13 protein-coding genes are annotated in these 14841 nt (G+C 51.5%); 3 read left to right on the top strand and 10 right to left on the bottom strand.

What is annotated here, in order from left to right; all coding sequences use genetic code 11:
- Positions 1-2 precede the first annotated feature (2 nt).
- The 4 genes from HFD92_RS03535 to HFD92_RS03520 all read right to left on the bottom strand — a co-directional run bounded on the left by HFD92_RS03535 (position 3) and on the right by HFD92_RS03520 (position 4110).
- Positions 3-1520: an SrfA family protein gene (locus HFD92_RS03535; protein ID WP_167428295.1), complete on the bottom strand. Its 1518-nt coding sequence runs from the start codon at positions 1518-1520 to the stop codon at positions 3-5.
- A 47-nt stretch (positions 1521-1567) separates the two neighbouring features.
- On the bottom strand, positions 1568-2716 hold the full coding sequence (locus HFD92_RS03530; RefSeq protein WP_167428294.1) for a tellurite resistance domain protein: 1149 nt from the start codon (positions 2714-2716) through the stop codon (positions 1568-1570).
- A gap of 79 nt (positions 2717-2795) precedes the next feature.
- Positions 2796-3278, bottom strand: coding sequence for a hypothetical protein (locus HFD92_RS03525; RefSeq protein WP_167428293.1), 483 nt, complete (start codon positions 3276-3278; stop codon positions 2796-2798).
- An 88-nt stretch (positions 3279-3366) separates the two neighbouring features.
- On the bottom strand, positions 3367-4110 hold the full coding sequence (locus tag HFD92_RS03520; RefSeq protein WP_255461686.1) for a hypothetical protein: 744 nt from the start codon (positions 4108-4110) through the stop codon (positions 3367-3369).
- A gap of 1766 nt (positions 4111-5876) precedes the next feature.
- Between HFD92_RS03520 and HFD92_RS03515 the strand changes: the two genes are divergently transcribed.
- Positions 5877-6209, top strand: coding sequence for a DUF805 domain-containing protein (locus HFD92_RS03515; protein WP_255461693.1), 333 nt, complete (start codon positions 5877-5879; stop codon positions 6207-6209).
- 879 nt (positions 6210-7088) lie between these two features.
- Here the strand turns inward: HFD92_RS03515 and ychF are convergent.
- Both ychF and pth read right to left on the bottom strand, forming a co-directional pair.
- Entirely contained in the window at positions 7089-8180 is a 1092-nt protein-coding gene (ychF, locus tag HFD92_RS03510) for a redox-regulated ATPase YchF (RefSeq protein WP_167428292.1), read from the bottom strand.
- A gap of 107 nt (positions 8181-8287) precedes the next feature.
- Positions 8288-8875, bottom strand: coding sequence for an aminoacyl-tRNA hydrolase (gene pth / locus HFD92_RS03505; protein WP_009090644.1), 588 nt, complete (start codon positions 8873-8875; stop codon positions 8288-8290).
- A 255-nt stretch (positions 8876-9130) separates the two neighbouring features.
- Between pth and ychH the strand changes: the two genes are divergently transcribed.
- Positions 9131-9406, top strand: a complete 276-nt coding sequence (gene ychH, locus HFD92_RS03500) for a stress-induced protein YchH (RefSeq protein WP_009090642.1) — start codon at positions 9131-9133, stop codon at positions 9404-9406.
- On the opposite strand, the gene HFD92_RS03495 is transcribed toward ychH, so the two are convergent.
- The 4 genes from HFD92_RS03495 to lolB all read right to left on the bottom strand — a co-directional run bounded on the left by HFD92_RS03495 (position 9403) and on the right by lolB (position 13329).
- Positions 9403-10554 carry a GGDEF domain-containing protein gene (locus tag HFD92_RS03495; protein ID WP_167428291.1) on the bottom strand — a complete coding sequence of 384 codons (1152 nt, stop codon included), beginning with the start codon at positions 10552-10554 and terminating at the stop codon, positions 9403-9405. The genes ychH and HFD92_RS03495 overlap by 4 nt on opposite strands.
- Positions 10555-10767: 213 nt before the next feature.
- Positions 10768-11715 carry a ribose-phosphate diphosphokinase gene (gene prs, locus HFD92_RS03490; protein ID WP_009090638.1) on the bottom strand — a complete coding sequence of 316 codons (948 nt, stop codon included), beginning with the start codon at positions 11713-11715 and terminating at the stop codon, positions 10768-10770.
- A 136-nt stretch (positions 11716-11851) separates the two neighbouring features.
- A complete protein-coding gene (gene ispE, locus HFD92_RS03485; RefSeq protein WP_009090636.1) occupies positions 11852-12709 on the bottom strand; it encodes a 4-(cytidine 5'-diphospho)-2-C-methyl-D-erythritol kinase in 858 nt (285 codons plus the stop codon).
- On the bottom strand, positions 12706-13329 hold the full coding sequence (lolB, locus tag HFD92_RS03480; RefSeq protein WP_009090634.1) for a lipoprotein insertase outer membrane protein LolB: 624 nt from the start codon (positions 13327-13329) through the stop codon (positions 12706-12708). The genes ispE and lolB overlap by 4 nt, the downstream gene beginning before the upstream one ends.
- Positions 13330-13545: 216 nt before the next feature.
- On the opposite strand from lolB, the gene hemA reads away from it, so the two are divergent.
- Positions 13546-14802: a glutamyl-tRNA reductase gene (gene hemA, locus HFD92_RS03475; RefSeq protein WP_009090632.1), complete on the top strand. Its 1257-nt coding sequence runs from the start codon at positions 13546-13548 to the stop codon at positions 14800-14802.
- Positions 14803-14841 lie beyond the last annotated feature (39 nt).

Raw genomic sequence — 14841 nt, 5'->3', positions numbered from 1 at the left:
GTTTATGAATGGGGTTGCAACATGCGGATAGGGAAATTTTTGTCCCCGGCATTGTTACCGACACAATCGGTGCGAGCAGCATTGAGCGCTTTGCACTCTATGGTTGGGCCAATAAAGTTAGAGTTATCGCTACATTTCATCTGTTCAGGATTTGTGATGTTAAGTGCGCCGTCTTTCATGCTCCCCTGGGCTGGACCGTTACAGATGACGCCATTAGATTGGCGTACACTGACCGAGCCATTGCCTTGCCTGAAGTCGTATTGCAACTGCAATGGACGGCCAGTGAGTTTGTCCTGAATACCGCCATTCACACGCCATTGCCCGTTAAGAAATTGTGCAGGTCCATCGGGCAGTGCAGCAGGAAGCGTCAGTGCTTTTCCCTGTTCTGGCTTAATGGGTGGCACTATATTGGATTGTTCTGCAGGCCATTGCGGCTCACTGCTATGGGGAGCAGCTACAGGGGCTGGCGTTGCAGAGGGATCAGTATTAGTCTCAGACTCCGTTACGGGTGCTTCAACATTGGTGACAGGCTGTTGAGCCTCAGTAGAAGCGTGTGTTCCAGGGACAATTGCATCAGTTGTTAGAGACTCGCTGTCCACCTGAAGAGGAGTATTCTCCGGCACTACTCCAGTTGAATTTAATACTGACGTACTGTTGGCTGGAACTGAACTGGTGGGAACATCTGCAACTGAAGCTGCAGGACCCCCTACGCCTGACCCGACCGGAGTTTGATCCTTATCCGTTGGGCTTGTGCTCGCATCTTTGATTGGCTGGCTGTGAAGAGTGAGACCAGGCAGTGCGAGCGAGGGCACACAGCCCCGTAATAGTCCCAGAATCAGCGCCAGAGAGAGCAGGGCGAGCAGTAACCACAGCAACCAGCGCCAGTCCCATCTCCTGCTGCGAGTGTGTGTCACGGTCTCGAGGGTCTTAATCGTATCAGCCGTCCTGGTTAGCGGTTGAGCCAATAACTGCGTAGCGGGAGCGATGGGAGCAACAGGCGTTTGCGCCGGTACTGAATCGGGTTGAAGCCAGTGCATTGGGCTCTTTTGCTCCCCCGTAGGATGCACAAACCCCCAGAACGTGATCACCAATACCCCGTTGACCAGATAAAGGAACTCATCATCGGGGAAATTTACAACTGATTTTAACAACTGGGCAAATACGTGCCGGTCACCGCCTGTACCACTCTCTTCGGTATTTAGCATTCGTTCGCTTAATGCCTGGACCGCCATCTGGAATTCGGTAAATTGCTGACGTGCTAAGGCTCGCTCGCTTTCGGATGCACTACTCCAGGGAATCACATCACCCGCAAAGCTGCTATACCAGTCGGTTCTATCCCCCCCCTGATCATTTTGTGGAACCGCAAGGTGACGTGCTAAATCACGCCCGGCATCCAGGCGGTAGATAGCTTCGCGCAATTGGAATGCCATCCGGAAAACGGGATAGCCAGTTTCACCCAGCGCTTTAAACGAAGAATTATTCCCGGTACGTAACAGTGGTCCCTGAATCGAATTTCGCATTTTCTAACCTTTAGGGCTGTTGATGAGCGCAAGTCACATGGATGTGGTTAATTTTTGTTAGCACCAGGCGTCCACTCAAAATTCCAGCCATAGTGCTTAGCCAGTGTTTCCCGATCGGGGAAGAAGTTATTGAGCCGCTCAACCTTGATATCACCATCAACGTTCTTCAAACGTGCAATAGCTGCGACCTCATTGCGCTGACCGTTATTAACCATGCTGGAACTGATCGGCGTCTGGTCAGGAACAGAGAGCGTGATGTTGGCATCAAGTCCGCTCCAGTTATTTGCGCCACCATAAATGAAACTGTAAATCAGGACTTCATCAATCTCTTGCCACTGGCTCCCATTGATGAAAATCCATTCACCATCCTTATTGTCGCCATCGCGCAGATCTTTTTGCAGCAGCATGAAGGGCGCTTTGTCGTAATCACCAAAGTATTTACTGAGTGCTTCAACGCCAGCATTTTTGCCGTTTTTCAGACGAATAAAAGCAGCCAGGTCGAGGTCAACTGGCTTTTTATTCTGCCCCTGTTGCCAGGTGAGATTGACGCTAATTCGACCGAAGTTGGTGCCTTTAGCGAGACTCACGCTTGGATTCGCCTGCGTTAGCTCGGTTTTTACGGGTACCGGTGCGTCAGCTACTGCAGACGTTGGGGGAGGGAGTTTCGGCGCAGGAGACTCGCGTTTTAGGTTCATAAACCACCACCCAGCTAACGCGAGAAGTAACAGCAGAAACAGAAACAGGAGCAACCACGGAAAATGTCGCTCTGTCCGTGCTTCAGGCAGGATTATTGCAGGCGAAACCTCTGGCGGAATGGTCCAGTTGGTAAATACGGGCTCTCCACCGACGCCATAGCATGGCAGCGTCTGTGAGTGTGTCAGCAATGACTGTAGTGCCTGAGCCGATTTTGTTTCGCCTCTGGCGTTGAGCTGCTCAATCAGGCTGGCAATCGTATCCATATATTGCTGACGTTTAGTGTGAATTGCAGTCTGTTCTGCCTCGCCCAGTGAAGAGAGCGGCGCTGCAATACCCTCTCGCGCGGTCCACCATTCCAGATTACCTTCGGAATTCTGCCGTGCTTCAGCAAACAGGAGGGCAAGGGACGGGGGAAGATGGCGATGGATGATCGCAACGGTCTTCTCGTAACTTTTGAGGGTCACGTCGTCAATGGGCGCTGATCGGTTTAATCGTTGCATAGCTCAGATTTAATGTGTCATTAGCAGCGGGAAGAAGCACGATGTGGCGAGTCTTTCATTTCGCCACATCGACAATGATTTATTGCGACATATTTGCGTTTTCGAGCGCAGCGACTCGTTTTTTCGCTGCCGCAATTTTTGCCTCAAGACTTGCGACATCACTGGCACTGGTAGTCTGCTGAGACTGACGTTGCAATGCTTCCAGTTGTCTAATCTCTTGCTGACGTTGCAAATTGGTGGATTTAACTGATTTCAGTTTTTTCAGGGTTCGTGACAGATCAGAACGTGCTGCCGCTAAACGGCTTTCTTCGTCTGCCAGCTTTTGGCTGGATACTTGCTCTCTGGCTTGCGTGTCAGCCAGATTTTGCTGAGCAATGCGGTTATCACGCTGGCTTTGTAAGATTTGGCGTTCCTGGTCGTCGACTTTCTGCCGGTAACCGCCAGAGGTGGCACAGCTTAATTTAGTGATAAAACTGGGGTCCTGTGCATGCAGATTGCAATCCTGAGGAGTGGAAGCGCACCCGGCAAGCAGCAGCGTAGCGACTAAAACATAAAATTTCATGAAGGCATCCCTGTATCTATCATGCAGAACTGTAAAGTTGGAATTAAACGCATTAAACAGGGCCGACGAAATCATCAGCCCGTCAGGATTAACCCAGGGAAATAGCCTGACGCTGGCTATACAGACCGTTGGTTTCAGACTCCAGTACGGCAATCTGATTATTCAGGTTGCTATATTCATTGTTCAGCTGTTTCAGCGTGGCTTTATCCGCCGCGCTGGTGGTGCCTTGTCCTTGCAGCGCGACTTTATAGGCCTCGCTCTTATCTTTCATCACTTTGATTTTTTTCTGCATAGTGCTGATGTTGGCATCAATTTTAGCCAGGTCTTTTTTGGCATTAGCCTTATCAAAGCCAGCCTGGTCTTTTTTAATACTGATCTGCGTTAATGTCGCCTGATTATCACGGATCACGGCTTTCATCGCTTCAGTGGTTTTGGCGATATCGGCTGTGTCTTTTTTGATGTCAGTGTCCATGGCTTGCAGGCGATCGGCAGTAGTGGCGTAATCTTTTTTCAGACTATCCAGATAATAGTTTGCTGCCACGCCAGCGGCGCACCCTGCAGCGCCGCCAATGGCGGCACCGGCCAGTACTTGTTTACTATTGCCTGCCAGCACACCTGCCAGCGCGCCCATACCTGCACCCGCTAACGCACCCATGCCACAACCCTGAGCTGCTGAACTGCTGAATAACTGCGACTGTTCACCACTGGTCAAGCGTGAGTCAGGTTTAGTACCAGAGAGCAAAGAACTACCTGTGTTGGCACAACCACTAAGCAGAAGGGAAACAGAGACCAGGAGAGCAGTTGAGGTATGTTTACATTTATTTGACATCATTTTTATCCTTAAATGACCAAATGGATCAGCATTTAAAAAAGTGTGCTGTCCATAGACACGTTGCTGTTAAAAGTAATTCAGGATCTGGCTGCCGAAGGCAAGGCAAAATCTTCATCAATAACGTTCAGGTTAAGAGAGAGGCCCATATTTAACTGAAAATCAATTCCTGTGCTAAAACAACCAGCATCCCCTCTGAGTATGGAGAGTATCGGCGTATATTTTCAGAAATTTAGTTTAAGAAGAAAATATTACCAATTTCATTGTCCGAACATTGCAGCCGTTACCTGAAAATCCTGCTCAGGTAATGTCGCGGCAGGTGAATCAAACTTCAATAGCGAGTCAGTCTTGCCAGAACGCTCCAGAGATACTTAGTTTCGGAGGTTAATTATTTCATGTATTTAGTTTGATGGAACTCTATGCTCCAGTTCCTGACTTAACCTTTACTGTAAAAGTGACGTAAAGCTAATGTGATTATGATTCTATATGAATCGTAAAGATGTGTGAAATAATATTTTTGGAAATTTCATGGTGCAACTTTCCAGTTTTAACTCCCGATTTTTTATTGTTTTATGCTATAAGATTTAATTTTTTTGGTTTTTTATCCCATTTTTGTGGCAGGCGGTTTTGTCAAGCAAAGTAAGGGGGAGTAGGTAATGGCAAATAAATTAGCACCGAATGCTTCGCATCATCGCTGTTTCCTTATGTTTATACGATAGGCAAGCCAGCAAGCGTTTCTGATTGGTAACACGATAAGTCTGGGGTGAGTGTATTGATATAGAGTTTTTCAGGAATTACCATTTTGCCTCTTCTGACAGAGTGAAAGAGACTACATGCTTCATTAGCCTTTTAGTAACGAAAGAAAAGTGACCTGCTGTGAAGTCTGATAACCGGATACGTTCTATGCTTAGGTTTTGCAATCAGCGATGCAAACTGCTTAAGAACCTCTTGTCAGAACCAGTCGGGTAAATCAGATTCTGACAGGAAATACGATCTTTGCTTCATTAAGTCTTATGTCATCCTTGCCATGCGTTTAAAGCGAAACAGGAAGGGTTTGAGTGCTTTCGAAGGTTTCCAGTAATGTCATTCTATCAGTCAATTGAAAAATATTTATTTTATTCCACGGCTGTTGGGATTATTCTTGCGTCTGCGCTACGACTGGAATGAACGAAATCCATGACAGATTGTCATTTTTCACTTTATTCTAAAATTTTGCTAATGATTTTGCCTGGTGTGACGATAACCCTGAGAGCAGGGTACCAGGGTTGTCTGGATTGAAAACGAGAGTTGCAACGATGTTTGTTATAACTGATCAGGGGAGCTCATCATAGCAAAGCCAATTACTCCGGACTGAAGTGCAGACAAGCATGCTGGCATTTCTGCCACTAAAATGGCGACCAGCATATACCAGAGCATCTCTGTTTTTTTATTGGTGTACGTTGTTGCTGGCTGTTTTCTGTGATCAATCTGAGTGGGAAAAGAGGTTTTCGGTGCCCTGATAGTTTTTGCGGCTATTGATCAGATATCTTAAGTGATAACGTTAGTGAAAAAAGACGTGGTCATACTATGGCTAATTTAGAGATTCTGTTGTCAATCTTCAGTATTCTGAACTTGCCTGTTAAGTTTTTATTAATTAAGGATGGATTATGAATATGGTTTTTTGCCGCGGATGTGGCAAGGAAATTCACGTTACTGCCAAAGCTTGCCCACAGTGTGGTGCACCCCAGACAAACCAACAGATTGTCACCTCAGAAAATACGGGCGGAGCCATAAATCAATGGTACCTGGGTGTATTAAAAAAATATGCTGTATTTACAGGCAGAGCCAGGAGAAAAGAGTATTGGATGTTCACTCTGTTTAACATCCTCATTGCTTTCCTGCTAGGGATTGTCGAAACGGTAATTGGTGCTGGAGATATCCTTTCAAATCTTTATAGCCTGGCCGTATTAATTCCGGGCATAGCAGTTGGTGTTCGTCGATTACATGACACCGATCGCAGCGGATGGTGGCTGCTGTTACCTATCGTCAATATCGTCTTCCTGGCGCTTGAAGGGCAATCCGGCACCAACCGGTTTGGTTCGGATCCAAAAGAAGTCGCTTAATCTACGGGTAATGTAAACCCGTCTATACCACTTGCTTATTGTTTAATTTGAGCATAAGACAAATTTAACCAGCACTGGTATAGACGGATGCCCCTGACAGTTGTCGCGTGACCGGCAGATTTTATCCATTCGCATAATGTCCTTTTTAGCGTTTTTGCTTAAATACTCTCAACAGAACTCAATTCCATATCAGGTATTTCTAAAAAAATCCTGAAGATTCATCCGAATGCATGTTTATAATGAGCTTATGGCAAACGTTATAGGGCTGAAGACGTTCAGAAAGAAGTATTTCCCGCAGCATTATACTGACCATGTCTCATAGACAATATTCTATGGCAAAAGATAAGAGTTTTTGTAGTTCGAATATAAGTTTGATGATGTATTTGGTTTTAGTCAGCCTTTGAAAAATTATCAAATATTATCAAATTCATCAGTAAAGAAAATGAGCTGCGGGAGGGCTACCTTGCTGACCAAATCAGTCAATTGCAACTATTCATTTACTGGCCTGTTTGATAGATGGAAATAAAAATCTATATCGCAATTTGGCCTTTTTATCGGTAATTTCAATTGAATAACACAGTGGAATGCGTTGGCACAATTCAGAACAATCAATCCATTAGCCAAATAGCGATTCTTTTAGCTCTGGCAATACGACATCAATTAGCAATTAAATAGCGAATTTATATTTTGATTTATCGATAATCTGTTAGTTTAAAATAAAGATAGATGTAGGTTTTACTCATTCAAATAATCATTTTAGAGTGCATTGTTAAGCGACGATTTGAACAGCTATAAAAAAATCCACGCAATTGCGTGGATTTTATCGATTCATACGAACTTCATGAGACTCAATCAACCCCATGAAACAACAGATTTTAATCAGACGTTAAACAGGAAGTTCATCACATCGCCATCTTTCACGATGTACTCTTTCCCTTCTGAACGCATCTTGCCGGCTTCTTTCGCACCCTGTTCACCCTTGCAGGCGATAAAGTCATCAAATGCGATGGTCTGCGCGCGGATAAAACCTTTTTCAAAATCGGTGTGAATTTTACCGGCGGCCTGAGGGGCAGTCGCGCCCACCGGGATAGTCCAGGCACGCACTTCTTTCACGCCTGCGGTGAAATAGGTCTGCAGGTTCAGCAGGGCGTAACCGGCGCGGATCACGCGGTTCAGGCCCGGCTCTTCCAGTCCCAGCTCCGCCATGAACTCGTCACGCTCTTCATCTTCCAGCTCGGCGATATCAGATTCCACTGCGGCACACACCGGTACCACCACTGAACCTTCCGCTGCTGCGATAGCGCGAACCTGATCCAGATAGGGGTTGTTCTCAAAACCGTCTTCATTGACGTTAGCAATGTACATGGTCGGTTTCAGGGTCAGGAAGCTCAGATAGCGAATCGCCGCTTTCTCATCGGCATCCAGATTCAGAGAGCGCAGCATGCCCGCTTCAGAAAGGTGCGGCAGGCATTTTTCCAGCGCAGCCAGCTCGGCTTTCGCATCTTTGTCGCCGCCTTTGGCTTTCTTCTGCACGCGCTGAATCGCACGCTCACAGGTATCAAGGTCAGAAAGTGCCAGCTCGGTGTTAATCACGTCGATATCTTCCGCCGGGTTAACTTTACCCGCGACGTGGATGATGTTCTCATTTTCAAAGCAGCGCACCACGTGACCGATCGCCTCGGTTTCACGGATGTTGGTCAGGAACTGGTTGCCCAGACCTTCACCCTTAGACGCGCCTTTCACCAGACCCGCGATATCGACAAATTCCATGGTAGTCGGCACCACGCGCTGCGGCTTAACAATCTCCGAGAGCTGGTCGAGACGCAGGTCAGGCATGGGCACCACGCCCGTGTTAGGCTCAATGGTGCAGAAGGGGAAGTTAGCCGCTTCGATACCCGCTTTGGTCAGCGCGTTAAACAGAGTGGATTTACCGACGTTCGGCAGGCCCACGATACCGCATTTGAATCCCATGGTTTGATACCCTTTATAACTGGATGGACAGTGCGCCTGATGGCGAGCTGTCGGAGAAGAATTGAAAATTCCGCGCATTATACACGGAATCGCGTCGATTCGGGCGTTTAAGCAGGTTTGAAGGCGTGCAGCCGGTTCATGGCTTTGATGCGATCCTCTTTCAGCCACAGCTCAGTGCAGCGCGCCGCCTCATCAATGGCTTCATCAATCAGCTTCTGCTCGCTGACGGGCGGTTTACCCAGCACAAATCCGGTCACCTTATTGCGATCGCCGGGATGACCAATACCGATGCGCAGGCGGTGAAAATTGTTGTTGTTGCCCAGTTTGCTGATGATGTCTTTCAGACCGTTATGGCCGCCGTGGCCGCCACCCTGCTTAAATTTCGCGACACCGGGCGGTAAATCGAGTTCATCATGCGCCACCAGAATCTCTTCAGGCGCGATGCGATAAAAGGTCGCCATCGCCGCCACCGCTTTACCGCTCAGGTTCATAAAGGTGGTCGGCACCAGCAGGCGGACATCCTCTCCGGCTATCGCCAGACGGGCGGTGTAACCATAGAATTTGCCTTCCTCTTTCAGAGACTGATTGTGGCGTTCCGCCAGTAAATCCAGATACCAGGCACCCGCATTATGGCGCGTGGCGGCATATTCAGCGCCAGGATTGGCCAGTCCCACAATCAGTTTAATGCTGCTCACAATGATTATCCTGCTGTTATCGCGAAAGGGCGTTAGTTTACTTCGCGACAGGCGAGATGACAAAGCAGAAGCAGTCAAATGGTTCATCAGCGTGATTAATCATTTTCTATCGGAATCAACAGTCTGCAATCAGGACCAGGCGAAGCTTTATGGTTGATGTGTGATCCAGCCCGCATCGCGGGGCTGAGCCATTGCCTAAACTTATGACGCTTAACATTGTGTGCGGTTATTGGCTCTTATGGATGGAGGTGCATTATGAAACATCATCACTGCCGTGTAGCGGGTAACACGCTAATGGTACTGGGGTTAGTTACCATGGTTCTGGGTGTCGGTTTCTCTATTATGAACCAGCTGCCCGCGCTCGATCTGCCTCAGTCTCTGGCGCAGGGCGCTATCTTCAGCATCTTTATTGGTGCGCTGCTCTGGCTGGTAGGCGCCCGGGTCAGTGGCCGGGAAAAGATAGAAGATCGTTATTACTGGGTGCGTCACTATGACCAGCGCTGCCGCCGGTCACATAACTCACACCACTAAAGAATGGCAGCAGGCAGCGGATGCTGCGCGGTGCGGTTCCGGCCGCTGGCCTTGGCGTGGTAGAGCGCCGCATCCGCCTGCACCAGTAACGCTTCAAAACCCTGCTGATGATGTGTGGCCGTAGCAAAGCCAATGCTGACCGAATAGGCAATCGCATTATGTTGCGATGCACAGACCGCCAGCCGGATTGTCTCACACCACGCTTCTGTCTCCTGTGCCGTCGCCGGAATGATGGCCGCAAACTCCTCCCCGCCCAGTCGCGCAAAACGTCCCCCTGCCGGAATCAGTGCGCTTACCACCTCGCAAAAGTGGATCAGAATCTGGTCGCCCTGCTGATGCCCGTAGCGATCGTTGATGCTTTTGAAATGGTCCAGGTCAAACAGGATGGCGCTGAAGGGCCGGTTCTGGCGATGGCATCGCGCCGCAATGTTCTCTGCTTCGCTGAACAGGGCGCGGCGGTTCCAGACGCGGGTCAGCGGGTCGTGCAGGGAAGCATGTTTCAGGGTCTGCTGCATCCGTTCATTCACCATCGCCAGAATGGTGAAGGTGAGGCCAATAACAAACAGAATCGACTCCAGGATAACGTAAACCGAGAAAGCCGACCCGCCAATCGCGCCAGGCAGACCACTGGCAACGGCGTTGTCCAGAAACAGCCGGGCCAGATGAAACAGCAGATGGATCCAGAGCAGCAGCTGGGCCGGCCAGAAGGTGGCTTTCAGCGTGTCACGAGCCAGCCAGACCAGCTGGATCAGGGCGGCGGTATAGGCGACGCAGGCAAGACAGAGCACCACTACCCGTTTCGGCAGGCTGTCGTAAAATGCCGGGAAACAGCAAAGCAGCGCCCAGAGCAGGGCACCCAGCAGCCAGTGGCTGCCGATGGGTTTGTCACAGAAGCGGCGAAAGGCATTCAGCAACCCGCCATAGGCCAGCATCACCAGCACGTTCCCGACGGCCACCGGCAGAAAATGGAAGCCGCTGCTGCGCAGGCTGCTTAAAAAGACCGCCACCAGCGTCAGGACCAGCGACAGCAGGGTAAAGCCCAGCACGCGATCGTATTGCGATCCGACCCAGGCAAAAATCATGATCAGGCTTAAAAAGCCCAGCACATAGAGCTCGCAAATAAACAGGGTATAGATATCGAGAGTCATGATGGCCGGGTTCTGATGAGAAATGGGCAGCAAATTACCATTTAACGGCAGCGGGCAGAAGCGGGAAACGAGGCCATTGATGAAAAGAGTGCGTGGCGTTGCAAACCGGGGCGAGCGGAAAAATTTATCGCGCTAATCTCAGAAAAAGAAGAGAGTTAAGCGGGCAGGAACAGGCATAAAAAAACCGGGCACAGGGCCCGGTTTCCGCGAAGATTAATGCTCGAACATCGCCGAGATGGACTCTTCGTTACTGATGCGGCGAATGGCTTCAGCCAGCATGCCTGAGAGGGTCAGTGTGCGCACGTTCGGCAGCGCCCTGATCTCTTCAGAGAGAGGGATGGTGTCACATACAATCACCTGATCGAGCACCGATTTACGCAGGTTTTCAACCGCGTTGCCGGAGAAGATTGGGTGGGTTGCATAAGCAAACACGCGTTTGGCACCACGCTCTTTCAGCGCTTCAGCCGCTTTGCACAGCGTGCCGCCGGTGTCGATCATGTCGTCGACCAGCACGCAGTCGCGGCCAGCAACGTCACCAATAATATGCATCACCTGAGAGACGTTCGCGCGCGGGCGACGTTTATCGATGATAGCCATATCGGTGTCGTTCAGCAGTTTAGCGATAGCACGGGCACGTACTACGCCACCAATATCGGGAGAAACAACAATCGGGTTTTCCAGTCCGATCTGCATCATATCTTCCAGCAGGATCGGGCTGCCAAATACGTTATCAACCGGGACGTCGAAGAAGCCCTGGATCTGCTCGGCGTGCAGGTCAACCGTCAGAACACGGTCAACACCGACGCTGGAAAGGAAGTCAGCCACGACTTTAGCGGTGATCGGCACACGCGCAGAGCGCACGCGGCGATCCTGACGGGCATAGCCAAAGTAGGGGATGACTGCGGTAATACGACCAGCAGAAGCACGACGCAGCGCGTCGACCATCACAACCAGTTCCATCAGATTATCGTTGGTGGGGGCACAGGTGGACTGGATGATGAAAATATCACCACCGCGTACATTTTCGTTGATCTGTACGCTCACTTCACCATCGCTGAAACGTCCGACAGCGGCGTCTCCCAGACTGGTGTAAAGGCGGTTGGCAATACGTTGTGCTAGTTCCGGGGTGGCGTTACCAGCAAATAGCTTCATATCAGGCACGAGAAGAACCTCAGGCTTTGCGTCCAGAGAATGAACGACATGACCGTAACCGGCGTGCACGGTCATGGGCGTTCACACGGGTGTGTTGATGCAAAAGGTGCAGTGTCCGGAACGTGGTGACACTGTCACGCTTTTGCTAATCGCCTCGCAGGGTACGCTGTAGCGGCGACACGTTAACGCCCCGGGCTACAAATCCGCGCACCCCATTCGGGGCAAGCTCCAGCACCTGGCGGGCAGCAGACTCGGTGTCAAATTCAGCAAACACACAAGCGCCCGTGCCAGTCAGGCGTGACGGCGCGTATTCTAGCAGCCAGGAAACAAGCTCATCAACCTCGCGAAAACGTTTTCTTACCACTGCTTCACAATCGTTGGCGAAGGGGGAGGCTAAAAGTGTCGATAAACTGCGCGCTGGGGTGTCACGCGTCAGGTCGGGATCACCGAACACCACCGGCGTGCTGATATGCACGCCAGGGTGTGCAACGAGGTACCATTTTTCAGCCGGGTCGGCAGGCTGAAGCTCTTCGCCCACGCCCTGCGCAAACGCCGCGAAGCCGTGGACAAACACCGGGACATCGGCACCGAGCGTCACACCCATCGCCGCCAGTTCTTCTGTCGAAAAGCCGGTCTGCCACAGATGATTCAGCGCCACCAGCACGGTAGCGGCATCAGACGAGCCGCCGCCGATGCCGCCCCCCATGGGCAGTCTCTTCTCGATAGCAATCTGCGCACCCGCGCTGGCAGAGAGGCGATTGCTCTGCAGCGCCGCCTGTTTCAGCAGGTTCGCGGCGCGCACAATCAGGTTGTCCTCGTCTGCCACACCCGCCAGCGGCGTCAGCAGCTGAATGCGACCGCTCTGGTCAGCGTGAATCTGCAACTCGTCACCATAATCGAGAAACTGAAACAGCGTCTGCAGGTTGTGGTAGCCGTCGGGACGACGGCCGGTAATGTAGAGAAAAAGATTCAGTTTTGCCGGGGCGGGCCAGTGGGTGATCATTGAACGGTCCAGCTGTCCATGCGCAGTTTAATCCGCTGGTCACCCTCTTTCAGCTCCAGGCTGGAAGGGAGTGGCGGAGTCACTTTGCTGTCGTAACCGGCGATGGAGACCTGCCAGGTCTGACCGTCGCGGCTGTAGTTCAGGCTGCGCAGCTGATAGCTCTCGTTGAGCTGATAGTCGCTGGCATCGCCTGGCAGACCCATCATCCACTGACGCAGGTTAGCCAGCGGGATGTCCATGCCGGTTAACTGGGAAATCATCTTCTGTGCGTCGTTGCTGACGTAACGCTTGCCCTTGTTATCGACAATCTGCACGACCGAGCCCTGCGCATCCAGCTGCAGCTCGGTGCTGCCCAGCGGATTGGTCAGCAGCAGGCGATAGCGGTCAGGCGCGGTCTGCTGCCAGTTGAAGCGGGCATACACTTTCTGTTTGTCGGAGAGGTAGGCAAAGGCGCCGCGGGTCTGATAGTGCGTGACCTTTGAGACCGCCTGCTGATGCTGTTGCCACTGCGGCGCGGTGACGCTGGGGCCCGGACCCTGCGGTTTGTTGACGCTACAGGCCGCCAGCAGCACGCTGGCAAGGGGCAAAAGGCGCAACAGATTGCGTGGTGAAGTAAGCATCAAGTGGTCATCTCCTCGGACACATTTATTATTGGCAACGGATAACGCTAACCGTCACGGTTTTAACCGTCAATGCTGTTATGCAGCAAATTGCGTATGATCGGGTTAATCTTATTACAGTCATAGCCTTTGTATGGCTTTTCTTGATCTGTCGCATCTTGTAGAATGCGCCTCACAAAACCCTGACATTATTGGGACATCCCAACCAAAATCACCATGACGCTGCTCGCTCTCGGAATCAACCACAAGACCGCCCCCATTGCTCTGCGCGAACGTGTTACGTTCGGGCCGGAGACGCTTGAGCAGGCCTTAAACAGCCTGTTATCGCAGCCAATGGTGCAGAGCGGCGTGGTGCTGTCCACCTGTAACCGGACTGAGCTCTACCTGAGTGTAGAGCAGCAGGCGGATTTACAGGCGCGTCTGGTGAGCTGGCTGTGCAATTATCATCAGCTGAATGAAGAGGATGTGCGTAACAGCCTCTACTGGCATCAGGATAATGAGGCGGTCAGCCACCTGATGCGGGTCGCCAGCGGACTCGATTCCCTGGTGCTGGGCGAACCCCAGATCCTCGGTCAGGTGAAAAAAGCGTTTGCCGACTCCTCACGTGGTCAGGCGCTGAGCAGTGAACTGGAGCGCATGTTCCAGAAAACCTTCTCGGTGGCGAAACGCGTGCGCACAGAAACCGACATCGGTGCCAATGCCGTCTCGGTGGCGTTCGCGGCCTGTACGCTGGCCCGTCAGATCTTTGAATCACTCTCCACCGTCAATGTCATGCTGGTCGGCGCCGGTGAGACTATCGAGCTGGTGGCCCGCCACCTGCGCGAACACCAGGTCAAAAATCTGATCATCGCCAACCGCACCCGCGAGCGCGCCGAAACGCTGGCGTCGGAAGTGGGTGCCGAGGTGATTACCCTGGCGGAGATCGACGCCCGTCTGGCGGAGGCGGACATTATTATCTCCTCCACCGCCAGTCCGTTACCGATTATCGGTAAGGGGATGATGGAGCGCGCCCTGAAAGCGCGTCGTAATAAGCCGATGCTGCTGGTGGATATTGCCGTCCCGCGCGACGTCGAGCCGGAAGTGGGCGATCTGCCTAATGCCTATCTCTACAGCGTGGACGATCTGCAGGCGATTATCGAGCAGAACCTGGCGCAGCGCAAAGCGGCGGCAGTGCAGGCCGAAAGCATCGTGGTGCAGGAAAGCAGCGAATTTATGGCGTGGCTGCGCTCGCAGGGCGCAGTTAACACCATCCGGGAATATCGCTCTCAGGCGGATGAGATCCGCGCTGAGCTGGAAGGCCGTGCGCTGCAGGCGCTGCAGCAGGGCACCGATCCGCAGAAAGTTCTGCAGGAACTGGCGCACAAGCTGACCAACCGTTTAATACATGCCCCAACCAAATCACTTCAGCAGGCCGCCCGCGACGGCGATAATGAACGCCTGCAGATTTTACGCGACAGCCTGGGTCTCGATTAGGCACACTGCTGTCGCCACCTGTTTACGGGAATCCCACAT

The organism is Pantoea sp. EKM101V (genome assembly GCF_011800325.1).
Lineage (GTDB): Bacteria > Pseudomonadota > Gammaproteobacteria > Enterobacterales > Enterobacteriaceae > Pantoea > Pantoea anthophila.
The sequence above is the reverse complement of the archived record's forward strand: the minus strand, read 5'-3'. Positions and strand labels throughout refer to the sequence as shown.

Excerpts from the sequence above, each read along its gene's own strand:
- HFD92_RS03535 (WP_167428295.1), bottom strand. The coding sequence starts at position 1,520 with ATGCGAAATTCGATTCAGGGACCACTGTTACGTACCGGGAATAATTCT.
- HFD92_RS03530 (WP_167428294.1), bottom strand. The coding sequence starts at position 2,716 with ATGCAACGATTAAACCGATCAGCGCCCATTGACGACGTGACCCTCAAA.
- HFD92_RS03525 (WP_167428293.1), bottom strand. The coding sequence starts at position 3,278 with ATGAAATTTTATGTTTTAGTCGCTACGCTGCTGCTTGCCGGGTGCGCT.
- HFD92_RS03520 (WP_255461686.1), bottom strand. The coding sequence starts at position 4,110 with ATGATGTCAAATAAATGTAAACATACCTCAACTGCTCTCCTGGTCTCT.
- ychF (WP_167428292.1), bottom strand. The coding sequence starts at position 8,180 with ATGGGATTCAAATGCGGTATCGTGGGCCTGCCGAACGTCGGTAAATCC.
- ychH (WP_009090642.1), top strand. The coding sequence starts at position 9,131 with ATGAAACATCATCACTGCCGTGTAGCGGGTAACACGCTAATGGTACTG.
- HFD92_RS03495 (WP_167428291.1), bottom strand. The coding sequence starts at position 10,554 with ATGACTCTCGATATCTATACCCTGTTTATTTGCGAGCTCTATGTGCTG.
- ispE (WP_009090636.1), bottom strand. The coding sequence starts at position 12,709 with ATGATCACCCACTGGCCCGCCCCGGCAAAACTGAATCTTTTTCTCTAC.
- lolB (WP_009090634.1), bottom strand. The coding sequence starts at position 13,329 with ATGCTTACTTCACCACGCAATCTGTTGCGCCTTTTGCCCCTTGCCAGC.
- hemA (WP_009090632.1), top strand. The coding sequence starts at position 13,546 with ATGACGCTGCTCGCTCTCGGAATCAACCACAAGACCGCCCCCATTGCT.